General features: G+C 72.1%; 18 protein-coding genes. 13 read left to right on the top strand and 5 right to left on the bottom strand.

The genetic code is table 11. From position 1 onward, the window contains the following. Nucleotides 1–8: 8 nt before the first annotated feature. A complete protein-coding gene (locus H036_RS0103220) occupies nucleotides 9–335 on the bottom strand; it encodes a WXG100 family type VII secretion target (protein ID WP_017933334.1) in 327 nt (108 codons plus the stop codon). 100 nt (nucleotides 336–435) lie between these two features. Continuing rightward, a complete protein-coding gene (locus tag H036_RS25840) occupies nucleotides 436–1,806 on the bottom strand; it encodes a hypothetical protein (RefSeq protein ID WP_017933335.1) in 1,371 nt (456 codons plus the stop codon). 51 nt (nucleotides 1,807–1,857) lie between these two features. On the opposite strand from H036_RS25840, the gene H036_RS0103230 reads away from it, so the two are divergent. The 4 genes from H036_RS0103230 to H036_RS0103245 all read left to right on the top strand — a co-directional run bounded on the left by H036_RS0103230 (nucleotide 1,858) and on the right by H036_RS0103245 (nucleotide 7,276). After that, nucleotides 1,858–5,931 carry a type VII secretion protein EccC gene (locus H036_RS0103230; protein ID WP_017933336.1) on the top strand — a complete coding sequence of 1,358 codons (4,074 nt, stop codon included), beginning with the start codon at nucleotides 1,858–1,860 and terminating at the stop codon, nucleotides 5,929–5,931. A gap of 141 nt (nucleotides 5,932–6,072) precedes the next feature. Beyond that, nucleotides 6,073–6,252: a hypothetical protein gene (locus H036_RS0103235; protein WP_017933337.1), complete on the top strand. Its 180-nt coding sequence runs from the start codon at nucleotides 6,073–6,075 to the stop codon at nucleotides 6,250–6,252. Between the two features lie 190 nt (nucleotides 6,253–6,442). Beyond that, nucleotides 6,443–6,763, top strand: a complete 321-nt coding sequence (locus H036_RS0103240) for a type II toxin-antitoxin system VapB family antitoxin (protein WP_017933338.1) — start codon at nucleotides 6,443–6,445, stop codon at nucleotides 6,761–6,763. Between the two features lie 9 nt (nucleotides 6,764–6,772). Continuing rightward, nucleotides 6,773–7,276: a LytR C-terminal domain-containing protein gene (locus tag H036_RS0103245; RefSeq protein WP_017933339.1), complete on the top strand. Its 504-nt coding sequence runs from the start codon at nucleotides 6,773–6,775 to the stop codon at nucleotides 7,274–7,276. A gap of 7 nt (nucleotides 7,277–7,283) precedes the next feature. Here H036_RS0103245 and H036_RS0103250 read toward each other — a convergent pair whose 3' ends face one another. Further along, entirely contained in the window at nucleotides 7,284–8,774 is a 1,491-nt protein-coding gene (locus tag H036_RS0103250) for a potassium/proton antiporter (RefSeq protein WP_017933340.1), read from the bottom strand. A gap of 84 nt (nucleotides 8,775–8,858) precedes the next feature. On the opposite strand from H036_RS0103250, the gene H036_RS0103255 reads away from it, so the two are divergent. From H036_RS0103255 to H036_RS0103280, 6 genes are all read left to right on the top strand, one after another. Further along, a complete protein-coding gene (locus tag H036_RS0103255) occupies nucleotides 8,859–10,049 on the top strand; it encodes a pyridoxal phosphate-dependent aminotransferase (RefSeq protein ID WP_017933341.1) in 1,191 nt (396 codons plus the stop codon). Nucleotides 10,050–10,112: 63 nt separating this feature from the next. After that, nucleotides 10,113–10,415, top strand: coding sequence for a WXG100-like domain-containing protein (locus tag H036_RS0103260; RefSeq protein WP_017933342.1), 303 nt, complete (start codon nucleotides 10,113–10,115; stop codon nucleotides 10,413–10,415). Continuing rightward, nucleotides 10,412–11,677 (top strand): hypothetical protein, encoded by a 1,266-nt coding sequence (locus H036_RS0103265; protein ID WP_026145739.1) that lies wholly within the window; start codon nucleotides 10,412–10,414, stop codon nucleotides 11,675–11,677. The genes H036_RS0103260 and H036_RS0103265 overlap by 4 nt, the downstream gene beginning before the upstream one ends. Before the next feature lie 85 nt (nucleotides 11,678–11,762). Next, on the top strand, nucleotides 11,763–12,122 hold the full coding sequence (locus H036_RS0103270; protein ID WP_017933343.1) for a hypothetical protein: 360 nt from the start codon (nucleotides 11,763–11,765) through the stop codon (nucleotides 12,120–12,122). Then, nucleotides 12,122–13,072: a hypothetical protein gene (locus H036_RS0103275; RefSeq protein WP_017933344.1), complete on the top strand. Its 951-nt coding sequence runs from the start codon at nucleotides 12,122–12,124 to the stop codon at nucleotides 13,070–13,072. Before H036_RS0103270 ends, H036_RS0103275 begins: the two co-directional genes overlap by 1 nt. Beyond that, a complete protein-coding gene (locus H036_RS0103280; RefSeq protein ID WP_017933345.1) occupies nucleotides 13,072–14,352 on the top strand; it encodes a hypothetical protein in 1,281 nt (426 codons plus the stop codon). Before H036_RS0103275 ends, H036_RS0103280 begins: the two co-directional genes overlap by 1 nt. A gap of 30 nt (nucleotides 14,353–14,382) precedes the next feature. On the opposite strand, the gene H036_RS0103285 is transcribed toward H036_RS0103280, so the two are convergent. Further along, nucleotides 14,383–15,759, bottom strand: coding sequence for a vWA domain-containing protein (locus H036_RS0103285; protein WP_017933346.1), 1,377 nt, complete (start codon nucleotides 15,757–15,759; stop codon nucleotides 14,383–14,385). A 67-nt stretch (nucleotides 15,760–15,826) separates the two neighbouring features. After that, on the bottom strand, nucleotides 15,827–16,759 hold the full coding sequence (locus tag H036_RS0103290) for an AAA family ATPase (RefSeq protein WP_017933347.1): 933 nt from the start codon (nucleotides 16,757–16,759) through the stop codon (nucleotides 15,827–15,829). 132 nt (nucleotides 16,760–16,891) lie between these two features. Between H036_RS0103290 and H036_RS0103295 the strand changes: the two genes are divergently transcribed. Genes H036_RS0103295 through H036_RS0103305 form a run of 3 tightly spaced genes read left to right on the top strand, consistent with a single transcriptional unit; the run spans nucleotide 16,892 to nucleotide 19,369 of the window. After that, complete coding sequence (locus H036_RS0103295) at nucleotides 16,892–17,215, top strand: hypothetical protein (RefSeq protein ID WP_017933348.1); 324 nt, start codon at nucleotides 16,892–16,894, stop codon at nucleotides 17,213–17,215. Between the two features lie 55 nt (nucleotides 17,216–17,270). Continuing rightward, on the top strand, nucleotides 17,271–17,963 hold the full coding sequence (locus H036_RS0103300) for a response regulator transcription factor (RefSeq protein WP_017933349.1): 693 nt from the start codon (nucleotides 17,271–17,273) through the stop codon (nucleotides 17,961–17,963). Then, on the top strand, nucleotides 17,960–19,369 hold the full coding sequence (locus tag H036_RS0103305) for a HAMP domain-containing sensor histidine kinase (protein ID WP_017933350.1): 1,410 nt from the start codon (nucleotides 17,960–17,962) through the stop codon (nucleotides 19,367–19,369). The genes H036_RS0103300 and H036_RS0103305 overlap by 4 nt, the downstream gene beginning before the upstream one ends. Nucleotides 19,370–19,375 lie beyond the last annotated feature (6 nt).

Here is a 19,375-nt window from a genome sequence, read left to right on the forward strand (position 1 = left end):
CGGGAGGCTCAGCCGAGCCGGCCGGCGATGTTCTTGTAGTTGGACGACTCGTCGGAGTCGACCTGGGTGCTGTTGGTGTGCGTGGCGCCGATCGCGTTGGAGAAGTTCGTCAGGATGTCGACGATCTTCTTCTCCTTCTCGTGCCACGCGTTGTGGAACTCGAAGAACGCGTTCGCACCGGCTCCCTTCCAGCTCGCCACCATCGGCTCGATCTGTCCGCGCAGGCTCGCCGCGATCTGATCGAGGTCGCTCTTGGCCGAGGCGACCTCCTTGGCAGCCTGCTCGAGGACGCCACCGCCCTGGTTCACCACGCCACCGCCGTTGGGACCACTCATGGTCTCGTTCCTTCCTGGCGGTAGGCCGCCGGATCGAAGAGGTAGTTCGTTCCGGATCCCGATCGTCCGGACATTCGCCGTATTCCCGGGGGTTGCGGTGCTAAACACCGAAGTGCGATTCCCACAGGGCCCGGAAGAATCCCGTCGCCACCACCAGCAGCGCGAGCGTGCCGGCCATCGCGAGCGCCTCCGCGAGCTCCGCGCGGGCGGACCACCACGCCGAGCGCCAGCCCCGCCCGGTGGCCACCGCTGCAGCCAGTACGCCGAGGGCGACGGCGATCGCGACGCACACCACGACCACCGTCTGGGCTCCCCCGAGGCCCGGCAGCAGCGCCACCAGGTCGCAGACCAGACACCACAGGCCGGCGGCCCGCAGCAGCCCGCGCGGCAGCGCGTGGCGATAGCTGCGCGCGGTGAACAGCAGCGAGATCCCGCCCAGGCCGACCATCAGCCGCGCGCCGATCCGGTCGATGGGCAGGTCGGCGCTGGTCAGCAGCAGCGGCGCGCTCAGCAGGCACAGCACCAGCACGGCGGCGGCCGCCGCCTGCACGATCCGGGCCCCGCGTGCGGCGACGTCCGCCACCGCACCGACCGGCACGATCGTGCGGCCGCGCCGTCCGGGCTGAGCGCGGGCCGACCAGGCGCTGACCGCCAGCCGCTCGAGGTCGACCAGGTAACCGTCCGGCACGTCGATGGCCTGCGCGGGCACCACCCGTGCTCCCACCACGGCCGCCGCGAGCAGCACCGCCCAGACCACGCGTGGCGCGAGGTCGAGCAGCGCGGCGCCGCAGCTGACCACGAAGACAAGAGTGCCGGCCACGATCCAGACCCGAAGGGCCTCCTCGGCGCGTCGGTCGAAGGCGCGGGCGACGGCGGCCGTGACGGCAGCCGCCAGTGCGCCGATGCCGATGATCGTCGGCAGCCGCTCGGGCGCCGGGTCCCACGCGATCGCGTAGGCCGCGGCACCGGCCAGGAACGGCGCGACCACGGCCCGCCGCGGTGCCAGTCGCCCGGTCGGCACCAGCCCGGTGAAGGCGCCGAGGAGCAGCAGCCACACCACGGCGTCCTGGCGCGCATCGCCCAGCCGAGGTGCCAGCCAGCCGGCCACGACGCCCGCGGCAGCGGCGAGCGCGACCACCAGCGACGACACCGCACCGGGCGGGTCGTCGGCCTGAGCCGCCAGCGCGTCGCGCCACAGCGCGCGCCGGTGCCGGTCGGCACGTGCACCGACCGGCTCGGCGACGACCAGCAGGTCACCGGAGACCAGCCCGCGGCGGCTGAGCACGTCGTCCGGCGTCAAGGACTCGCCGAGGGGCGTGAGCAGGGGTGGGACGTGGGCCAGCCCGAGCTGGGCGGCGTACTCCCGAGCGAGGTCCATCGCTGTCGCATCGGGCGGGACGACCAGATCCACCGCGCCACGGGTGCCGTGCACGGTCAGTGCGAGGCTCCCTGCGATGCGTCCGGCGGTCACGGCGCACTACTACCCAGGTTTCGAGCGCCTGAATCAGGGAAGTGCAACGTCGTGAGTTCTGCCCTCTCGCCGGCCCCGTCCACACTGCGTGGAGGCCGCTCGGACGAGCCCGAGCTGCCCACCGGCGAGATCGTCCTGCAGCCGCCGCCCCCGCTCGACCAGGCCGAGGGCAGCAGCGGTGTGCTGATGAACGCGATCCCGATGCTCGGCAGCCTCGGCTCGATCGTGCTGGTCGCGACGATGGGGGGCACCGGGCAGGGCGCGGGCGGGCGGCAGTACATCTCCGCGGGCATGTTCCTCTTCGCCACGATCGGCTTCATCGTGGTCCAGATCGACCGGCAGCGGAAGCAGAAGCAGCAGAGCGTCGGCGGGCAGCGCACCGACTACCTGCGCTACCTCGCCTCGGTCCGCGAGACCGCCCGCAACGCCGGCGACCAGCAGCGCCGCGCCCTGACCTGGCACCACCCCCGTCCCAGCTCGCTGCCCGCGATCGCTGAGGAGCGCTCCCGGCTCTGGGAGCGCGGCGTGTCCGATCCCCGCTTCCTCCAGGTCCGGTACGGCGTCTGTCACCAGCCGCTGTCGCTCAGCCTGGTGCCACCCGACAGCGCGCCCATCGATCAGGTCGACCCCGCGGCTGCCTCCGCGTTGCACCGACTTCTGGTCGTGCACCGGCTGCAGCCGGACCTGCCGGCCTCCCTCGACCTGCGGGCCTTCGACAAGATCGAGATCTGCGGCGCGGAGGACACCGCCCGCTCGGCCGCGCGGTCGCTGATCTGCGCCGCGACCGCGTTCCACTCCCCCGAGCAGCTCGTCGTCGCCGTGCTCACCACCGAGTCCCAGCGCGCGCATTGGGACTGGGTGAAGTGGCTCCCGCACGCCCAGAGCACCCGGGAGGCGGACGCGGTCGGGCCGCGCCGGATGGTCACCACCTCGCTCGACGACCTGGCCGCGCTGCTGCCCGCCGACCTGGTCGACCGGCCGCGGTTCGGGTCCGACGACCGCATCCTGACCCCTCACATCCTGGTGGTCGTCGACGGCGTCACCGTCCCGCCGGGGAACCACGTGCTGCCACAGGACGGCGTCCACGGGGTGACGGTGCTGGACCTGCCGGCGCACTGGGACGAACTGGTCGATGCCAGCTGGCTGCGGCTGCAGATCGAGGGCGAGCGGAGCACGGATGGCGTTGGCGACAGCGTCGGTGGCGGTGCCGATGAGCACAGTGTGGCGGCGTCGGTGCTGCGGGTCCGTGCCGAGCCGGTCCGCGTCCGACTCGACCAGTGCGACCAGGCGGTGGCCGAGGCGTTCGCCCGGCGGCTGACACCGCTGCACACGGTCGCCGCCGGTGCGGCCGAGGCCGGCGAGGCGGAGCTCACCGGCCCCACCGACATCATGGAGCTGCTCGGGCTCAGCGACGTACGTGTCCTGGACCCGGCGGTGTCGTGGCGGCCCCGACCCACCCGCGACCGACTGCGGGTGCCGATCGGCCTCGGCGACAACGGCGCACCGGTGCACCTGGACATCAAGGAGTCGGCGCAGCAGGGCATGGGCCCGCACGGGCTGGTCATCGGCGCGACAGGCTCGGGCAAGTCGGAGTTCCTGCGCACGCTCGTGCTCGGGCTGGCCCTGACGCACTCCCCCGAGCAGCTCAACATGGTGCTGGTCGACTTCAAGGGCGGCGCGACGTTCGCCGGGATGGCGCAGCTGCCGCACGTCTCGGCGGTGATCACCAACCTGGCCGGCGAGCTCACCCTCGTCGACCGCATGCAGGACGCGCTGTCGGGTGAGATGGTGCGCCGTCAGGAGCTGCTCCGCGAGGCCGGCAACTTCTCCTCGATCAAGGACTACGAGCGGGCCCGTGCCGGCGACCCGTCGATGCCGCCGCTGCCGTCGTTGTTCATCGTCGTCGACGAGTTCTCCGAGATGCTCTCGGCCAAGCCGGAGTTCATCGACCTGTTCGTGGCCATCGGCCGGCTGGGCCGCTCGCTCGGGCTGCATCTGCTCCTCGCCTCGCAGCGGCTCGAGGAGGGCCGGCTGCGCGGCCTCGAGTCACACCTCTCCTACCGCGTCGGCCTGCGCACCTTCTCGGCGCAGGAGTCCCGCGCGGTCCTCGGCGTACCGGACGCTTACGAGCTACCGGCCGTGCCGGGTCTGGGTTACCTGAAGCCCGACCCGACCTCGATGGTGCGGTTCAAGGCTGCCTACGTCTCCGGGCCGCCCTCGGGCGCCGCACGCGTACGCCGCGACGAGGACGGCGGCGTCACCGGCATCCTCCCGTTCACCATCGCCGCGGTCCGCGGCCTCGACCCGGTCGACGACCGTGCGCTGCCGGCGGCCGAGGACGTGCCTGCGCCGCCTGTCACCGACGACTCGCTGCTCGACATCGCTGTAGCCCGGATGACCGGACACGGCCTGCCGGCGCACCAGGTCTGGCTGCCGCCCCTCGACGTACCTGACACGCTGGACGGTCTGCTGCCGGACCTCGTGACGGATCCGACGGCCGGTCTCACCTCGCCCGCGTGGCGCGGGACCGGCGCTCTGGTCGTGCCGCTCGGCACGGTCGACCGGCCACACGAGCAGCGCCGCGACACGCTCAGCGTCGACCTCGGCGGGGCGGCCGGCCACGCGGCGGTGGTGGGTGGCCCGCGGTCGGGCAAGAGCACCCTGCTGCGGACGTTCGTCGCGTCCCTGTCGCTGACCACGACGCCCCTGGAGACGCAGATCTTCGTGCTCGACTTCGGCGGCGGCACGTTCGCTCCGATGGCCCGGCTGCCGCACGTCGCCGGCGTCGGTACCCGCAGTGAGCCCGATGTGGTGCGCCGCATCATCGCCGAGGTGCGGGGCGTGGTCGATCGTCGCGAGGCCTACTTCCGCAGCGCCGGCATCGACTCGATCGAGACCTACCGCACCCGGCGCCGGCAGGAGTCGGCGCAGGGCAGGGCCGACGACGGGTACGGCGACGTCTTCCTCGTCGTGGACGGTTGGGCAACGCTCCGCGCCGACTTCGACGACATCGAGATCGAGCTGCAGCAGCTCGCCCAGCGAGGGCTGACCTTCGGCTTCCACCTGCTCACCTCGGCGACGCGCTGGGCCGACTACCGCGCCGCGATGCGCGACCTGCTCGGCACCCGACTCGAGCTGCGGCTGGGGGATGCGACCGACTCCGAGATCGACCGCAAGGTCGCCAGCCTGGTCCCCGCCGGCCGGCCCGGTCGAGGTCTGGTTCCGCAGAAGCTGCACTTCCTCGGCGCGCTGCCGCGGGTCGACGGCGACCACCGCTCCACGACGCTCGGCGACGGCGTCGAGGACCTGATCGAGCGGGTGCGGACGGCGTGGACGGGCCCGGAGGGGCCGAAGCTGCGGCTGCTGCCCGAGCAGATCAAGATCGACGACATCCGCGCCGCGGCCGGCGTCAGCGACGACGACCGTGGCAGTCGACTGCTGCTGGGCATCAACGAGCGCGACCTCGCGCCGGTCGGACTCGACCCGGGCAGCGAGCCGCACCTACTCGTCTTCGGCGACGGCCAGTCCGGCAAGAGTGCGCTGCTGCGCGCCTACGCACGTGAGGTGATGCGCACGCGCACTCCGAAGCAGGCCCAGCTGGTGGTCGTCGACTACAGACGCTCGCTGCTCGGCGAGATCCCCGACGAGTACCTGCTCAACTACCTCACCTCCGCCGGCCAGGCCGGGCCCGCGCTCAAGGATCTGGCCAGCTATCTCGAGAGCCGGCTGCCCGGCCCCGACGTCACGCCCGAGCAGCTGCGCAGCCGATCCTGGTGGACCGGCGCCGAGGTGTTCGTGCTGGTCGACGACTACGACCTGGTCGCGACCCAGCAGGGCTCGCCGGTGCACGCGCTGCAGCCGCTGCTCGCGCAGGCCCGCGACACCGGGCTGCACCTCGTGGTTGCGCGCCGCGCAGGTGGCGCCTCCCGCGCGCTGTACGAGCCCGTCATCCAGAGCATGCGCGACCTGGCCATGCCCGGTCTGCTGCTCTCCGGCGACCCGTCGGAGGGTCAGCTGATCGGCAATGTCCGCGCCGTACCTGCTCCGCCGGGTCGCGGTCGGTTGATCACCCGCGACAGGGGTACCGACGTGGTGCAGCTCGCTTGGGCGGAGCCCTCCCTCTGAAGCGGTCTAGACCGATAAGTCATGTAAGTTGAATGACTTTGACTGGTTTGGTCATCTACTTGTAACGTTCCAACAACCTTCTGGCGACTTTCGTGGACCACGCTTGAGTCACCAACCCGCATTCACGACAGGAGGGCCGAGATGGAGAACCCCACCACGACCGAGACGGTCGACGAGCTGGACCGCGTCACCGCACAGCGATTCAGCCTTCGCGAGCGTCACGCCAGCGCGCTGGCCAAGCTGATGGAGGAGCGCGACGACCTGCGTGGCACCTATGCCTTCGCCGATCTCGTCGACGACTCCCTGCGCTGGTCCGCCTGAGCCACGGCTCAGATCGGCAGCGACACACCAAGGCCGGGCCCGTTACGCACGGGACCCGGCCTGACGTGTCTCGGGGCGTCCTGCGAAGGCCTGTCCAGCCGACCTCCTCGCACGACGTCCGCAGCGAGCGCGCGGACCGAGAGGAGCCGGTTCAGGACCGTCCCGGGCGAGGTGGCGCTAGGGTCGAGAGGTGATCTTCAAGCGCGTCGGAGCGAGCCGCCCCTATCCCGATCATGGGCTGGCGGCCAAGGACTGGGCGGCCCTGCCGCCACGCCAGCTGCGGCTCGACGAGCTCATCACCACCAAGGACACGCTCCAGCTCGGTTCGCTCCTCGACGAGGACTCCACGTTCTACGGCGACCTGTTCGCGCACGTGGTCGAGTGGCACGGCGAGTACTACCTCGAGGACGGGCTGCACCGGGCGCTGCGAGCCGCCCTCCAGCAGCGGCTGGTCCTGCACGCGCGGGTGCACACCGTCACAGACGAGGTGGCGGCTGGCCCGAGCGCCTAGGATTCCCGCGTGCTGACCGGAGCCCGGACCCTACTGACCCTCGCGGTCGTCGCCCTTCTCGTCGTGGTGATCGGCGGTTGGGGTTGGGCGATGCTCACCAAGCCCTTCCCGAAGAAGGCGGACGCACCGGTGTGCAGCTCCGCCAGCGTGCAGGCCGGTGACCACGTCTTCCCGGCACAGGTCACCGTGACCGTGCTCAACGCATCGCGTCGTGAGGGCCTGGCCGGGCGCACCATGACCGCACTGAAGGACGGGGGCTTCGCGACCGGTCGCTCCGGCAACGCGGCCAGCGGCACCAAGGTCGGCAGCGTGCAGATCTGGACCGACAACCCGAACAGCCCCGCCGTACGGCTGGTCGCTGCCTGGCTGCCGGGCGCCAAGGTGGTGCGCAGGACGGTCGCCGAACCCGGTGTCGTCGTGGTGGTCGGGGACAAGTTCGGCGCGGTCGGCACCGGGCCGAAGTCGATCACCGCGTCGGCCAACGCGACGATCTGCAGCCCCACGCTGAGCTAGCGGCGCCTCACAGCGACCTGACCCAGCCGGCCAGCCGGCCGTGCCGGGACACCTGCCGCAGCCGCCGCTCGGTCCGCTCCCGCAAGGCCCGTGGCGTCACCACGAGCAGGTCGTCGCCGTGCTTGAGCACCGTGCGCAGCTCCGCCGGGATCGAGTCGCCGTCGCGGATGACCATCGAGACGGAGGATCCACGCGGCAGTCGCAACTCGCCGACCTCGACGCCGTGCAGCCGCGATCGCGGCGTGATGGTGATCTGCAGCAGGTCCGCGGCGATCCGCTCCAGCACCGCCACCTCGAGCTCGAAGGCACGTGGGTCGCGCGGCTGGATCAGGCCGAGGAACCGCGCCACCAGCGGAAGCGTCGGCGCGGTGACCAGCGTGTAGACGACGACCAGCACGAAGACCAGGTCGAAGAGCTGCAACGCCCCGGGTACGCCGTCGGCCAGGGGGATGGTCATCAGCACCACCGGGACCGCGCCGCGCAGGCCCGCCCAGGACAGGAAGGCCCCCTCACGCGCACTGAGCGGCTGGACCACCATCGCCACCAGCACCGCCAGGGGTCGGGCGATGAAGGTGAGCAGCAGACCGGCGACCAACGCCTTGCCGACGATCGACCACTCCAGCGTCGACGGCGAGAGCAGCAGCCCGAGCATCACGAACAAGCCGATCTGGGCCAGCCAGGCGACCGCCTCGGCAAAGCCGCGGGTGACCTGCCGGTGCGGCAGCTCGGCGTTGCCCAGCACCAGCGCCGCGACGTAGATCGCAGCGAAGCCGCTGCCGTGCAGAATGGAGGCGCCGGCGTCGGCGAGGAAGCACAGCGCCAGCACGCTGAGCGAGTAGAGCCCCGAGGACGGCAACGAGACCCGGCGCAGGATCCATGCGCCGGCGAGGCCGACCAGCAGCCCCGCGACCAGACCCAGCACGAGCTCGCCGGCCACGATCAGGACCACCACCCACCAGGAGTGGTCGTGCACCGTGCCGGCGGCGATCAGCGTCACCAGCACGACGGTCGGAGCGTCGTTGAGCCCGGACTCCGCCTCCAGCGCGCCGGTCAGCTTCCGCGGCAGCGGCACCACCCGCAGCACCGAGAAGACCGCGGCGGCGTCCGTCGGCGAGGTCACCGCGCCGAGCAGCACGGCCAGCTCCCAGGGCAGGCCGAGCACGTAGTGCGCGCCGACAGCCATCACGCCGACCGAGACCGCGACCCCGATCGTCGCCAGCGACATGCCGAGCCGCATCGAGGGCCGCAGCACCCGCCAGGAGGTGGTGACACCGCCCTCGGCCAGGATCAGTGCCAGTGCCGCGAAGCCGAGCGAGTGTGCCAGCTCCGCGTCGTTGAAGTGGATGCCGAACCCGGCGTCTCCCAGCGCGACGCCCATCAGCAGGTAGACCAGCAGCGAGGGCAGCCCGGCCACCGAGGTCAGCCGCACCGCCAGGATCGCGCACAGCGTCACGGCAGACCCCACGAGCAGGAACAGGTCGAGCTCGTGGACGCTCATGTCACCTTGCTTCGGCAGGCCAGTTGGACGAGGGCTGTCGCGGGCGGCGGGATGCCAGCCTAGCCAGAGTCCTAACGTGGGCCCATGGATGTCCGACTCCCCCGCCTCCAGGTTGCCCAGCGGGCGAACGTCCCGCCCTTCCACGTGATGGACATGATCGAGGCGGCGACCCGTCGCCAGCGGGAGTGCGGCGATGTCCTCAGCCTGCTCGCCGGACAGCCGCTCAGCGGGGCGCCCGGGCCGGTCACTGCCGAGGCCGTCCGGCTGCTGCAGAGCGGCGACCCGCTCGGGTACACCCAGGCCACGGGCATCGTGGAGCTTCGCGAGGCGATCGCGGGACACCATCGGCGTACGCACGGGGTGGCGGTCGACGCCGACGATGTGGTGGTGACGACCGGCGCCAGCGGTGGCTTCCTGCTGGCGTTCCTGGCGGCGTTCGAGGCGGGCGACCGGGTGGCGATGGCACGGCCCAACTACCCCTGCTACCGCAACGTCCTCACCGCGCTGGGCTGCGAGGTGGTCGAGCTGCCGACCGGGTCGCAGACGCGGTTCCAGCCGACGCTGGAGCAGCTCGAGCAGGTGCCCGACCTCAAGGGCGTGGTGGTGGCCAGCCCGGCCAACCCGACCGGCACCATCATGCGGCCCGAGGAGCTGGCCGCGATCGCAGCCTGGTGCGAGCGCAACGGCGTGCAGCTGATCTCGGACGAGATCTACCACGGCATCGAGTACGGCACCGAGGACAACGGGTTGGCCAGCACCACCAGCGCCTGGGAGACCAGCCGCGAGGCGGTGGTCTTCGCCAGCTTCTCCAAGTACTTCTCCATGACCGGCTGGCGGATCGGCTGGATGCTGGTGCCACAGCGGCTGCGGCGCGCCGTCGACGTGCTCACCGGCAACTTCACCATCTGCCCGCCGACCCTGGCGCAGCGGGCGGCGGTGCAGGCCTTCTCGCACGAGTCCTATGCCCAACTGGACGGACACGTCGCGCGCTACGCCGCCAACCGCACCCTGCTCCTGGACGGTCTTCGCAGCCTCGGCATCGATCGGCTGGCGCCCGCGGACGGCGCCTTCTACGTCTACGCGGACGTCAGCCACCTCACCGACGACACGATGGCGTGGGCGCGCTGGCTGCTGGCCACGCACGGCGTCGCGCTGGCGCCGGGGATCGACTTCGACACCGAGGCGGGGCACCGGTTCGTGCGGATGAGCTTCGCGGGGGACGGCGCCGACATCAGCAGCGCGCTCGACCGGTTGTCCACAGCCGTGCGGAGCTGACGTTTCCGGCCCTCAGGCGCGGGCAGGTGTCGAGCAGGACGGCACGACCCGCAAGGAGGAACCATGTTCGGAGACCCAGCCGCGATCCGTGCCCTCGCCCACGCCCTGCGCCGGCGAGCAGACGAGATCCACGACCTCGCCGACCAGCTGGTCGCTGCCGCCGAGAACACCGCTTGGCAGGGCCTTGCCGCCGACGCGATGCGTGCCGCGACCCGGCACAGCGCAGGCGGCCTGCGGCATACGGCGGCTTTGCACGAGGACGCCGCCGAAGCCCTGGAGAGGCATGCCCGTCGGGTCGGCGTCGTGCACGACGCCCTCGACAGCGCGGTGCACGCGCTGTCGCACGCGCTCGGGGCGCTGGGATGAGGCCCCCGGTCGAGCACAGTGAGCTGCGGGAGGCGCACGTCACCGGCGTGAGCGGCGGCGAGGCGCTCGCCGCGACGTACGCCGATCTCGACCTCCTCGCGACCGGCTTCGCGCACACCGGGCTGCGCCTGCTGGGCTGGTCCAGGCTGCCCACCGAGACGCTGCTCGACCCCGACCTCCTGGCCTCGGCGGCGTTCGCACCGCTGAGCTTCGCCCGGGTCGAGGGTGCGCTCGTCGCCACGCTGGTCGGCACGGAGTCGCTGCCGGTGGTGGCAGCCGAGTGGGAGACGCTGGCCTGCGCGGTGGCCGGGGCACGGGAGAGCATCGAGGCCGTCGACAGCGGCGAGGTGCAGCGACTGTGGCTCGACGCCAAGGAGACACTCCTTCTGGAGGCGCCCGATCTGCCGCTGCGCGACCAGGCCGGGCTGGCGCTCGGCGGGGCGGCCGGCCTGCTCACCGCAGGACTCGGCGTCGGCGGTGTCGCCAGGTTGACCGGGCGGCTGGACGGGCTCCACGGCCCGGAGACGGCGGCGCTCACCACGCGGTTGCCACTGACGGTCGCAGGGTCGGACCGACCACCTCGGAACGTCGCCGACCTGGTCGGCCATCTCGGCGAGCTGTCGGGCTCGGACCCCGCTTACGACGGTGTTGTCGAGGTGCAGACCCTGGTGTCGGCCGACGGCACCCGGCGCCATGTCGTCTACCTGCCCGGGACCGATGACATGAACCCGCTGAGCAGCGACGGCCAGGTCCGCGACATGCAGGAGAACGTGCGGCTGCTCGCCGGTGAGCCGACCGCGTACGGCGCCGGAGTCCTCGCCGCGATGCGGGATGCAGGCATCCGGCCCGGGGAGCCGGTGCTGCTGGTCGGGCACAGCCAGGGCGGCATGGAGGCGGTGGCGCTGGCCTCGCACCCGACGCCCTACGACGTGACCAACGTGGTCACCCTCGGCGCACCGACCGCGCAGGTGCACCACTATCCGCCGGGCGTGCACGTGCTCTCGCTGGAGCACGAGGGAGACGTGGTTCCGCTGCTCGCCGGCCCGGCCCCGGCGTCGGCCCACCACGTCACGGTGCGCTTCGACTCCGGCATCGAGGGCGTGGCCGGCAACCACTCCTTCGAGCACTACACGGCAGGCGCCGCTGCCGTGGACACCTCCACCGATCCCGACGTGGCCGCCAACCGGGACACCCTCGACGGCTACCTGGATCCGGGGCAGGAAGCGCACGGCCAGCTCTTCCAGATCACCCGAGACCGGTAGGCGCGACGTGCGTGCCAGCGCCTCGCCGACCCTCATACCGAGCCGCCACGTTTCGCAAGCACCGCGCACGGGAAGGAGCCGGAGCATGTACGGCGACAGCGAGGTGATCCGCGCCCACGTCGGACGGCTGCGGGAGCAGGCAGGCGACATCCGCGCCGAGGCCGACCGGCTGGTCTCCCGGAACGAGTCGGTGCTCTGGCCCGGCCGTGCCGCCGAGGCCCTCCGGGCACGCATCCGCGACAGGGCGGTCTCGCTGCGCGCCACCGCCGAACGACACGACGAGGCGGCCGACCTGCTCGAGCGCCACCTGGTCGAGGTCGAGCGTCGCAAGGAGGCCATCGCCGCCACCGAGCGCCGCGCCGACTCCCTGGCTCAGGAGGGGCGGCTCCCGGCCACCACCCTGCCGTCCCCAGGCCGCCGCGAGTGGCTCGAGGTGGAGCTCTGATGCCGACCATCGACCTGGGGGTCGCACCTCCGACGCCGGCCCCCGTCGACCGCGTCTGGGCCGACCTGCCACGCCGTGTCGGCCTGACCCTGCCCGAGCTGCGGCTGCTCGCCGAGACCCTGACGGCACCACTGCCCTTCGACCTGGTGACGCCCACGGTCGATCAGGGCGGCGGCCTCTCCGCGAGGCTGGGACTGAACCCGACGGCCACGCAGGACCAGGCGTACGCCGAGGTTCTCGCCCGGCTCGGCGACCCGGCGCAGTCGCTGCATCGCCGGGGACTGCTCATGCCGTCCGGCCCTGACGCCGCGACCGGCGTCGACCCGGGCATCGCCGGTGCCCTCGGCCTGCTCGCCGCGCCGACCGTGGCACTCGACCTGGACGTCGCCGTCGACGGTCTGAGGGCGCGCGCCTGGCACCGTTACCGCGACGGCTCGGTGGCCACCCTGGCGACCAGTGACGGGCTGGTCTTCGAGCTGGCCTGGTTCGCCGCCGCGGCCTGGCCGGCCGAGCTCGGCCGGGTCGCGGCGCTGCCCGATGAGACCCGCCGGCGCTCCTCCCTCGTGCCGACGACGCTGCGGGTGCCCTGGCAGGTCGCCGCCGCGTCCGCAGAGGCGATCCGAGCGGGCCGACCCGAGCTGGTCCCGGTGATCGCCGGCGACGCCACCTTGGGCACGGTCCTGACCGCGCTGGCCGGTGAGGCACACGGAAGGGTGCGCGCCATGGTCTCGACGGTCCCGACCGCCTCGGGTGCCGCCCAGCCACGCGCCATCGGCGTCGCCGCCTGGACACTGCTCGCCGACGGATGGCACGCGCTGCGCCCCCATCGCGCGAGCGAGCCCGACGATCCCACCAGCGCCACCGGCGGCGACGACCGCCTCGAGGTCGTCCGGGTCGAGGCCGCCGATCTCGCCGCCGAGCTGGCGCCGCTGCTGGCGGAGGTGGCCTGATGTCGAGCGGCATGGATGAGGCCACCTACGAGCGGATGCTCCAGGTCGCGGACGGCTTCGACGCGGTCGGGGAGCAGCTGCGGGCCTGGTCGCGGACCGGCCAGGACGTTCTGCGCGACCCCGACGTGACCGAGTCGGCCGAGCTCTCCGACAAGACCTACGACGCAGCCGTCGAGTCGATCGAGGCCGCGTCGCTGGGACGCGGCGGGCTGCTCGGGCGTTCGTTGGAGATGGACGCCGACGCCCTCGCCGTACGGGCGACCGTGCTGACCTATCGCTGGATCGACGAGCTGCAGACCGCCGCCTACCGCTCGCTCGGCTCGATCGCCGGACGGGCGATCGGGTTCCTGGCGCCGGAGGTGGAGCTCGGCGGCTCCCTGGTCTCGGCCGGGATGATCGAGACCGACGCCCTGGATCGCGACGGCGTCGCCGCCTACCTGGGCGAGCTCGCCGCGGCCAACCCCGAGCTGATGGAGCACATCACCTCGGGTGGCGGCGGCCTGCTCGACAGTCTGCAGCTGCGCAGCATGCTCACCTCCGGGATGCCGGCCGGCGAGGAGCACGTGGCCGCAACAGCCGGCGGCCTGCGCGCGATCGGCATCGCCCCGCTGCACGTCGATGTCGGCGCTGCCATCCGCGACACAGCGGCCGAGCTGATCGCGGAGCCGTTCGAGGCGGAGGGAGCCTCGGCCGCCGACGACGGCGAGGCACCGCGCGGACTGACCGACCTGATCGCCGCCCTGGAGCAGGCCACCACCGCCGTCACCATCAGGCTCGCCGCGCCCGGCCGCTACATCGTCTACCTGGCCGGCCAGCACGTCGGGGAGCGACGGCTCCGGCTGGTCACCGCCCCCACCGGCTCCTACGTCGTCGAGGCGGCCCGCAGCATCGCGGCGGCGGTCGAGCCCGGCGCGCGCGTGATGCTTGTCGGTGCTGCCGCCGGCGGCGCCACCGCGACGGCACTCGCGGCGACACCGGTCGAGGAGTTCGTGGTCGACCAGGTGGTCACCGTCGGGGCGCCGGCGGCACAGGCCACCCGTGTCCCGGAGACCACCCGCGTCCTCGCGCTGGAGGATCGCAACGACCCGGTGGCCCTGCTCGGCGGCCTGGTCAATGCAGGCGCGAGCCACCGGCTGACGGTGGTCTACGACGCCGATGCTGCGGGCACGGTGGGCAGTGCCGACCGGCATCTCACCGGCGGCCGTCAGGCCGACTCCGCGAACCACCCGGAGCTGGTCGCCGAGCTCGACCGGATGCGAGAGCTGGGCTACCTGGCCTGAGCCGTGCGCTGGCAGCCTGGCCGAGTGCCGCTAGGCGAGATCCTTCACGAACTCCGCGAGCTGGGTCAGGTTGCGGCACTCCACCATCGGCACGAGGGCGCCGTAGCGCGACGCGACCGAGTCCCCGGTGTCCCACTGCCGGCGTACCTCCGGATTGAGCCACCACTGGTGGCGCGTGCGGTCGACCATCTCGCGCAGCGCCGGCATCGAGAGGTCGGCGTAGTTGGAGCGGGCGTCACCGAGGATGAGCAGCGAGGTCTTCGGGGTCAGCGCATCGGCGTGCGACTCCACGAAACGGCTGAACGCCCGCCCGTAGTTGGTCCGGCCCATCCGCGCCGCGTGCGCCGAGGAGGCCACCAGCCCGGTCATCACGTCCACCAGGTCGGCGCCCGGCCGGAACTGGTCGGTGACCTCGGTGATGTCGTCGACGAAGGTGAAGGCCCGCACCTTGGTGAAGACCTCACGCAGGGCGAAGACCAGCATCAGCGTGAAGGTGGCGAAGTTGGCCACCGAGCCGCTCACGTCGCACAGCACCACCAGCTCGCTGCGGTGCGGGCGTCGCGGGCGGTGATGGGTCTGGATCGGGACGCCACCGGTCGCCATCGACGCCCGGACCGTACGCCGGAAGTCCAGCGGGCCGCGTCGCCGCGAGCGCTGCTCGCGCGCCAACCGGGTGGCCAACCGCCGCGCCAGCGGATAGAGCTCGCGGCGCAGGTCGTCGAGGTCGGCTCGCCGCATCTGCAGGAAGTCGAGCCGGTCGATGGTGGGTCGCACGGTGACCTGGGCGATGTGATCGGGACCCTTCTCCTCCGCGATCCGGCGGCGCGCATCGGCCTCCACCATCGCCACGTAGGAGCCCGTACGCCGCGACGCCACCCGCTCGGCCTCCTCCTCGGACCAGCCGTGCCGCCTCAGCCCGTCGATGAGCTTGGCCGTCAGCTCGTCGGTGGAGAGCCGGCGCAACGCGGTGTAGGACGACCAGGACGAGAGTCCCGGGCCGCGACCGGGCATCGCTCCGAACCGGCCGACGGCCTCCGCAGCCAGCTCACGCAGCCGATCCACGTCGTCGGCCTCGAGAGCCGCCAGAACCTCCTCCTGCAGAGCAGCCAGGGCCCCGGCATTGTCCGCAGACGTCGAGAGGTCACCTTCTGCGCGTTCAGAGGTCACCTTCTGCGCGCCGTCGCCGATCAGCCGGGGGAAGTAGAGCTCGAAGAGCGCGTCGAAGGTGAGCCGCTGGCTCTGCCGCTTGACCACCGTGGCGGCGTACACGTCGCGCACGGTCGTCCGCGAGGACCAGCCGACCGCTCCCAGCGCTGTCACCGCATCCAGGTCCTCGGAGAGCGAGACCGGCATCCCCGCCCCGCGCAGGGCCTCGAGGAACGCGATGTGCCGGTCGAGCAGACTCATGGACGCACCTGACCTTCCGCACCCCGGACCGGCGTGTCGCGGTAGGAAAGGTCAGGTGCCTGCGCGCTCATCGGAACGGGTGGGCCGAGGTGGTCGAGGAGTTGCGGGGGGAGGCATCGCGCAGGGCCCGGCGGGCGCGCTCCTGGTCCGAGACGTGCTTGAGCACCACGCCCAGGGTCGCGTCGATGGCCGCGGCATCGAGGGTGTCGCGCTGCAGGGCGATCAGGGTGCGGGCCCAGTCCACCGACTCGGCGATGGAGGGCGCCTTCTTCAGCTCCAGCTCGCGCAGCCGCGCCACCACGTCGACCAGCTGGCCGACCACGCCTTCGTCGAGATCGGGCACGTGCCGGCTCACGATCTCGCGCTCGCGCTGGGCCGACGGATAGTCCAGGTGCAGGTAGAGGCAGCGCCTCTTCACCGCCTCGGAGAGCTCCCGGGCGGCGTTGGACGTCAGGACGACGAACGGGCGCCGTACGGCGGTGATCGTGCCGAGCTCGGGGATCGTCACCTGGAAGTCGCTGAGCACCTCCAGCAGCAGGCCCTCGACCTCGACGTCGGTCTTGTCCACCTCGTCGATGAGCAGCACCGTCGGCCGGTCCCGCCGGATCGCTGTCAGCAGCGGCCGGCTGAGCAGGAACTCCTCGCTGAAGATCTCGTCGTGCGCGTCCTCCCAGCTGGCCCCGCCCTCGGCACCCTGACCGAGGCTCTGGCTGGCCTGGATGCGCAGCAGCTGCTTCTTGTAGTTCCACTCGTAGAGCGCCCGGGCCTCGTCGAGTCCTTCGTAGCACTGCAGGCGGACCAGCTCGGCGTCCGTCGCCCGGGCCACCGCCTTGGCGAGCTCGGTCTTGCCGACGCCTGCCGGCCCCTCGACCAGCACCGGCTTCTCCAGGGCCCCGGCGAGGAAGGCGGTGGTCGCTGTCGCCTCGTCGGCGAGGTAGCCGGTCGCACCCAGGCGCTCCAGAGCGTCGGCGGGTGAGCTGAACCAGGCGGTAGCGGACATAGCTGCATCCTGCCCGAGGAGCGGTGGGGATGGGGCGGTGTCCACGCGCTCGGGGTGCGATTTCGACCCCTGGGGGTCAAAACCGCGCCCCGAGCCGCGTCACGTCCGGGCCCGCTCCTCGTTGAACACTGCGTGCAGCCGTTCCGCGGAACCCTCGGCGGCGTCAGGGGCATGGCCCTGGTCGCGCTGCTCGTCATCCCGGTGACCGCGGCGACGGTGGTCTCGGCCGCCCCGGACACGCCGGACGGATCGGTCACCGCCGCCCTCGCCGGCGACCTGGTCGTGCCCGCGGCGCAGGCGCCCGAGCACTGCCACGGCGCCGGCGCCCTCGTCCGTACGCCGCACGGGCACCTGCGAGCGGTGAGCCTCTCCCGCGGGCTGCTGACCTACGAGCGCAAGGCTCCGGGCAGCTTCGTCCGGTTGTGCCTCCCAGCTCCCGAGGGATCGACACCTTAGGTTTCGTGAGCCGCGCTCTCAGCGCCGACTCAGTGACAGGTGGCAGAGTGACACCGTGAGCACCGTGAAGTCCCGGGTCCTTGTCGTCGATGACGACAAGGCTGTCCGCGAGTCCCTGCGCCGGTCGCTGGAGTTCAACGGGTACGACGTCGTCATGGCCGCAGACGGAGCCGAGGCGCTGGCAGGGATCTCCGCCGCCGCGCCCGACATCGTCGTGATGGACGTGATGATGCCGCGCCTGGACGGCATCGAGACCACCAAGGCGCTGCGCCAGGCCGGCAACGACCTGCCGATCCTCGTCCTGACAGCGCGCGACGCCGTCGGTGACAGGGTCGAGGGGCTCGACGCGGGCGCCGATGACTACCTCACCAAGCCGTTCGCACTCCAGGAGCTGCTGGCGCGGATGCGGGCGCTGCTGCGCCGCGCCGTACCGACGGAGGGTGGCGCCGACGAGGTGCTCAGCTTCGCCGACCTGACCATGAACACCGCCTCGCGCGAGGTCACTCGAGCAGGCCGCGCCATCGAGCTGACCCGCACCGAGTTCGCGCTGCTGGAGATGTTCCTGCGCCGCCCCAAGCGGGTGCTGGAGCGCTCCTTCATCCTCGAGGAGGTCTGGGGCTACGACTTCCCCACGACCGCCAACTCGCTGGAGGTCTACGTCGGCTATCTGCGACGCAAGACCGAGGCCGAGGGCGAGTCGCGCCTGATCCACACGGTGCGCGGCGTGGGGTATGTGCTGAAGGAATGACCATCCCGCATCCGACCTGGCTGCGTGGGCGTTCGCTCGCCAGTCGGGTCACGATCCTCACGACGGCGGCGGTGGGGCTGGTGGTGGCGTTGATCGCCATCGGTGGCTACATCACCGTCCGCGCCCAGCTGCAGTCGACCTTCGACGACTCGCTGAGCCAGCGCGCCCACACCGCGGCCGAGGCGCTGCAGGTCAATCCGTACTCGGGTACCGCCTCGATCCCGCCGTGGGCGCTGGGCGCCGCAGACCTGCGGATCGCTATCTACAGCTCGAACGGGAAGGTCGGCCTGCCGACCAACGACACGGCTCCATTCCCGGCGCTCGGCGCCCCGGAGCTCGCGGTTGCCAAGGGCCAGTCGATCCAGAGCCTGCGCACGCGAACGGTGGGTGACACGACCTACCGTGTCATCGCCGTACCGCTGCCACACAGCCCGGGGAGCGCCCTCGTGCTCGCACAGTCGATGTCCTCCCAGGAGCACGTGCTCACCAAGCTCGGCCTCCTGATGCTGGCGTTGGGCATCGCCGGTGTCATCGCCGCCGGCTTCGCCGGCTGGTTCGTCGCCAACGGCGGCCTGCGGCCGGTCCGCCGGCTCACCGCCGACGTCGAGCGGATCGCCCGCACCGAGGACCTCACACCGATCCCTGTCGAAGGTGACGACGAGATCGCCCGGCTCTCGGTCTCCTTCAACGACATGCTGATCGCCTTGGCCGCCTCCAGGGATCGGCAGAAGCAGCTGGTCGCCGACGCCGGCCACGAGCTGCGCACGCCGCTGACCTCGATGCGGACCAACATCGACCTGCTCACCCAGGCCGGCGCGTCCTTGGAGCCGGCGCAGCGCGAGGAGCTGCTCGACGACGTACGCGCGCAGATGGAGGAGCTGACCACCCTCATCGGGGACCTCGTCGAGCTGGCCCGCGACGAGCCGCTGCCGCCTGTGGTCGAGCCGGTGGAGCTGCCGGAGGTCCTCGACCACGCCGTCACCCGAGTACGCCGTCGCGCGCCCTCGGTCACCTGGCAGATCGAGGCGGACCCGTGGTGGGTGGTCGGCGAGGCCCCCGGCCTGGAGCGGGCGATCACCAACCTGCTCGACAATGCCGCGAAGTGGTCGCCCGAGTCCGGCACCGTGCACGTCACGCTGCACGGCGGCGTCCTCACGGTCGACGACGAAGGCCCGGGGATCCCCGAGGACGACCTGCCCCACGTGTTCGACCGGTTCTACCGCGCCACCGAGTCGCGCTCCATGCCCGGCTCGGGGCTCGGCCTGGCGATCGTGCGCCAGGTGGTCGAGCGTCACGCGGGCACGGTCTCGGCCAGCCGCTCGCCGTACGGCGGCGCCCGGCTGACCATGCGCGTGCCCGGCTCGCCCTCGCCCGCGCCCCGCACCCAGCCCGTGGAGGTCTCGTGAAGCGTC

It is taken from the genome of Nocardioides sp. Iso805N, from assembly GCF_000364605.1.
Taxonomy (GTDB): domain Bacteria; phylum Actinomycetota; class Actinomycetes; order Propionibacteriales; family Nocardioidaceae; genus Nocardioides.

What these genes read in the sequence shown, in the direction of transcription:
- H036_RS0103275 (WP_017933344.1), top strand. Translation starts at nt 12,122, where the DNA reads ATGCCGACCATCGACCTGGGGGTCGCACCTCCGACGCCGGCCCCCGTC.
- H036_RS0103235 (WP_017933337.1), top strand. Translation starts at nt 6,073, where the DNA reads ATGGAGAACCCCACCACGACCGAGACGGTCGACGAGCTGGACCGCGTC.
- H036_RS0103255 (WP_017933341.1), top strand. Translation starts at nt 8,859, where the DNA reads ATGGATGTCCGACTCCCCCGCCTCCAGGTTGCCCAGCGGGCGAACGTC.
- H036_RS0103285 (WP_017933346.1), bottom strand. Translation starts at nt 15,759, where the DNA reads ATGAGTCTGCTCGACCGGCACATCGCGTTCCTCGAGGCCCTGCGCGGG.
- H036_RS0103250 (WP_017933340.1), bottom strand. Translation starts at nt 8,774, where the DNA reads ATGAGCGTCCACGAGCTCGACCTGTTCCTGCTCGTGGGGTCTGCCGTG.
- H036_RS0103260 (WP_017933342.1), top strand. Translation starts at nt 10,113, where the DNA reads ATGTTCGGAGACCCAGCCGCGATCCGTGCCCTCGCCCACGCCCTGCGC.
- H036_RS0103305 (WP_017933350.1), top strand. Translation starts at nt 17,960, where the DNA reads ATGACCATCCCGCATCCGACCTGGCTGCGTGGGCGTTCGCTCGCCAGT.
- H036_RS0103270 (WP_017933343.1), top strand. Translation starts at nt 11,763, where the DNA reads ATGTACGGCGACAGCGAGGTGATCCGCGCCCACGTCGGACGGCTGCGG.
- H036_RS0103280 (WP_017933345.1), top strand. Translation starts at nt 13,072, where the DNA reads ATGTCGAGCGGCATGGATGAGGCCACCTACGAGCGGATGCTCCAGGTC.
- H036_RS0103290 (WP_017933347.1), bottom strand. Translation starts at nt 16,759, where the DNA reads ATGTCCGCTACCGCCTGGTTCAGCTCACCCGCCGACGCTCTGGAGCGC.
- H036_RS0103265 (WP_026145739.1), top strand. Translation starts at nt 10,412, where the DNA reads ATGAGGCCCCCGGTCGAGCACAGTGAGCTGCGGGAGGCGCACGTCACC.
- H036_RS0103220 (WP_017933334.1), bottom strand. Translation starts at nt 335, where the DNA reads ATGAGTGGTCCCAACGGCGGTGGCGTGGTGAACCAGGGCGGTGGCGTC.